This is a genomic window from Peptoniphilus sp. (genome assembly GCF_034090345.1).
In the GTDB taxonomy this organism is placed as follows: Bacteria; Bacillota; Clostridia; order Tissierellales; family Peptoniphilaceae; genus Peptoniphilus.
Genome location: NZ_JAXDSS010000038.1, coordinates 1 through 3,885 on the forward strand (window position 1 = coordinate 1; position 3,885 = coordinate 3,885).

Annotated in this window: 3 protein-coding genes; 1 reads left to right on the plus strand and 2 read right to left on the minus strand. The window is 30.6% G+C overall.

The annotated features are described in order from the left end of the window. Window positions 1–1,268: ABC transporter ATP-binding protein (locus tag SOR77_RS03025; RefSeq protein WP_320635715.1), on the minus strand; the 1,268-nt coding region annotated here is incomplete at its 3' end. 220 nt (window positions 1,269–1,488) lie between these two features. Here SOR77_RS03025 and SOR77_RS03030 point away from each other — a divergent pair. Next, window positions 1,489–2,472, plus strand: a complete 984-nt coding sequence (locus tag SOR77_RS03030) for an AraC family transcriptional regulator (RefSeq protein ID WP_320635716.1) — start codon at window positions 1,489–1,491, stop codon at window positions 2,470–2,472. Between the two features lie 177 nt (window positions 2,473–2,649). Here the strand turns inward: SOR77_RS03030 and alr are convergent, their stop codons facing one another. Beyond that, window positions 2,650–3,807, minus strand: coding sequence for an alanine racemase (gene alr, locus SOR77_RS03035; protein ID WP_320635717.1), 1,158 nt, complete (start codon window positions 3,805–3,807; stop codon window positions 2,650–2,652). Window positions 3,808–3,885: the final 78 nt, after the last annotated feature.

Sequence of the window (3,885 nt, forward strand, 5' to 3'; positions counted from 1 at the left end):
TGAAATACAAAGGAAATTTTATTCATTAAAGTTTGCTTGTCGTATTCTTTGATATTAATTCCACCAATGAAAATTTCTCCACTTTGAGGATCATAAAATCTTGCAGCAAGCTTAGCAATTGTTGTTTTCCCACCACCGGAAGGACCAACAAGAGCTACTGTTTCTCCTTTTTTTACACTGAAAGAAACATTGTCAACAACTTTGTTGTCATCATATGCAAAAGATACATCTTTAAACTCTAAGCTAACTTCTTCTCCGGATTTATCTCCATAATGCATTTCTTTATAATTCAAAATATTTTCTATTTTATTTAAAGACGATTCTGCAAAGTAAGAATATTGAGATATAACAGCAGATCTCATAATAAACACTCCAAAAGTAGGTCCAATTAAAAAATATATAATTGAATTGCCAATTACCTGACGAACATCTCCTCCGGTGTTTATAAAAATAATTGCTGTAGGTACCAAAAAAAAGGCTGTCGAACTTACTATAGTTTCATAAATAGACATTTTATTTTTCCATCTCATAGTCATTTTCATAACTATATTGGTCAGCTTATTTATAAGCGAATAAAGTCTATCAAAACTTTCAATGCTTTGTGCAAAAGTTTTTACTACCGGTATTCCCCTTACATATTCAACAGTTTCAGCCGATAACGTTGACAATCCCATATAGTATTCCTCCTTATCTTCCTTAGCATCTTTTGTCATCATGGTAGCCATTAGCCCCATACCAATCAGCATCGGCACCAAACTTACTAAACCCAGTTTCCAATCAAATACAAAAAAGAATACCAGAAGAACTAATGGAGTAACAATGGTCATAGCCATATCGGGAAGTTGGTGTGCTAAAAAAGAATGTGTCTCTGCCGCACCCGAAACTATAACATTTCTAAGTCTCCCACTCTCTTTATTTTCAAAATATCCAAGAGGCTTATCCATCATTTTTTTTACATTAAGCTTAATGATATTATCCTCAACTTCAAAAGCGAATAAATGTGATAAAATAAGTGCTCCCAAGTATAATATTAATCCCCCCGCTGCAAAGGCTGCCCCATAAATTGCATTTTGTTTTATAATGTCAATCTGTATTCCCTCGCCAAGTACAATACTGCTTATTATTTTATGAATATAAACCATAGGCATTAATACCATAATTCCTGATGCAGCAGACAAAAGCATGGCAAGATAAAGCATAATACCTTTACTGCCTGCGTATGGCATTAGTCTTTTTAAAATTGGTGTTTTCTTTTGTTTATCGTTCAAAACAAAGCTCTCCTTTCCTATTATTTTAAATTTTAGATTTTAGATTCAACTTTTATTTTATCCCATTTAGATTATATTATTCTCCTTATATTAAATTTGAATTTAAATATTTCTCATCTATTTGCTCTCATTGTATCATTTCATAAATTATGATACAATGAGAATACAGTATTTTTGTCTATTAGGGATAATGTCCAACCGGGCTAAAAGGAGGAATTCTATGAAAGACTATTATAATTTTGTAAAAGAATATCTTGGAGCATCTGAAAGTTTTGTTAATAAGAAATATTGTGATGTTGGGCATACTTTTTATGTAAATAATGATGAAATCGAAGGTTTATATTGGTTTTATGAATCTGAAAATTTTATAATTGATATACACGACTTCTTTGTAAAAAAAGAAATTATCCACACCAGTTTTCCGGATATAAAAAATTTTATGACTTTTTCATCTTCTTATATCATTAGTGCTAGCGGTGAGAGTTTTAACCCATATCAAACCTTATCATCGAATTCTTTATATATTTTAGACATAGAAAATTTAGAAAAGAATTATCGTTTTTTATTACATGAGAACTCTCCATACCTTGGTATTGCTATAAACTTTAAACCGCAAATGATAAAAGACTGCATATCTTCCATGAAAGTTTCAAAAAACATTTCATATTCTCATATCTTTCAAGACACAAAAGCCATTATCACGAACTCTTTAGAACCTATTGCTAAAGATATTCTAAACTGCAAAATGATCTCCCCGGCAGCAGAAATATTTTTTGAAGCAAAAGCCAAAGAATGGATTAGCATTGTAATAGATGCGTTTTTAAATAAAAAAGAAAGTCATATTTCTCCTGATGATAATATTACTCTTGAAAACGTAGCAAACTATCTTGATGATCATTATGCCTTAGATGTTTCACAGAAAACACTTGAAAAAATCGCTATGATGAGTGGTACTAAGTTAAAAAAATTATTTAAAGAAAAATATCAATGTAGTATTACCGAATATACTCAACGAAAAAGAATGAATATGGCAGAAAATCTCTTATTAAATTCAACTTTAAAAATACAGGATATTGCAAAAGCTGTAGGATATTCTTCTCATAGCAAGTTCACTTCATATTATAAAAAGTATAAGGGAATTTATCCTAAAGATACAAAAAAATATTCATCTGGGAAAAATACAATTTCCACCTTTATAATATGATGACAATGTTAAGGTGATGTTGTAGAATAGAATCATCTATTCTACAACATCACCTGTTTGATACTGCTCATAGAGACCAATTAAGTTTCTCAATTCAATAGGATACTAGTATAAATAAACAATAAAAAACTCCTTTTACTTTCATTCTAACGAACTCAACTAAAAGGAGCTAATTATTTAATTTAATATTTCATCTGTAGATTTTATTATATTTCCATCTTTGGTGTATACTCTGCAAAGTCTAGGGCTCAAATGTGTTAAAAATGATGTATTACATTCTTCTGCAGCTTCTGAATATTCATTTAACCAAATTTTTTCAGACCCTTGTTCTCCAACCAATACTACCTCATCGCCAACTTCACATTCTATTCCCGTTACATCGACCATCAATTGATCCATGCATATAACTCCTATTTGACGACATCTTTTCCCTTTAATAAGAACGTCTATCTTCCCTGACATAGTTCTTAAAAGCCCATCTGAATAACCTATTGGTATAGTTGCCACCTCAGTTGGCTTTTCAGCTTTAAATACTAAGCCATAGCTAACGCCCTCACCTTTTTGAATCATTTTCACATGAGCAACTTCAGATTTTATACTGGCGATAAATTCTAATCCAAAATTTAATGCTTCTTCTATATCCCCATCATGTGTCCCATATATAGCTATACCGGGTCTAACTGCATTTAATGAATATTCTGGATAAGAAAATACTCCACCCGTATTATTTATATGTTTTATACCAAACTCAATGCCTTTAGCTTCTAATCTCTCTGTAAACTCAATAAATTTTGAAAACTGAATCTTTGTAAATTCCGGATTAGCTTCTGAATCTGCGAAATGCGAAAAAATACCAGTTATATTTATATTGGATAGTTTTGAAATATTTTCTATTTCAGTTAAACTTTCATTTGTTGGTTTGAACCCTAAACGATTCATTCCTGTGTCTATCTTTATATGAATATTAGTAGTCATTCCAATTTTCTTTGATACTTCATCCATCTTTTTAGCTGCATCATAACTATATACTGTAAAAGTCAAATTATTTCTTATTGAACTTTCATATAGATATTCTGGAGTGTATCCTAATACTAATATTTCAACATCTTTAAATTCACGCCTTATTCTTATTCCCTCTGATGTAGCCGCTACTGCAAAGTTAGAAATTCCAATTTCTGTTAAATGTCTTACTATTTCAACATCTCCCATACTGTAAGCATTGCTTTTTACTATAGCTATAATCTTAGTTGATTCAGGGATATGACCTCTTATAGCTTCTATATTTTTTTCAATTTTATCTAAATCTATTTCAATTCTAGATGGTCTACTGAACATATTGCGCCTCACTCTAAAATGGCATCAATAAATGAATCCATTTCAAACTTTTGTAAATCTTCTATTTTTTCTCCTACA

Excerpts from the sequence above, each read along its gene's own strand:
- SOR77_RS03030 (WP_320635716.1), top strand. The coding sequence starts at position 1,489 with ATGAAAGACTATTATAATTTTGTAAAAGAATATCTTGGAGCATCTGAA.
- alr (WP_320635717.1), bottom strand. The coding sequence starts at position 3,807 with ATGTTCAGTAGACCATCTAGAATTGAAATAGATTTAGATAAAATTGAA.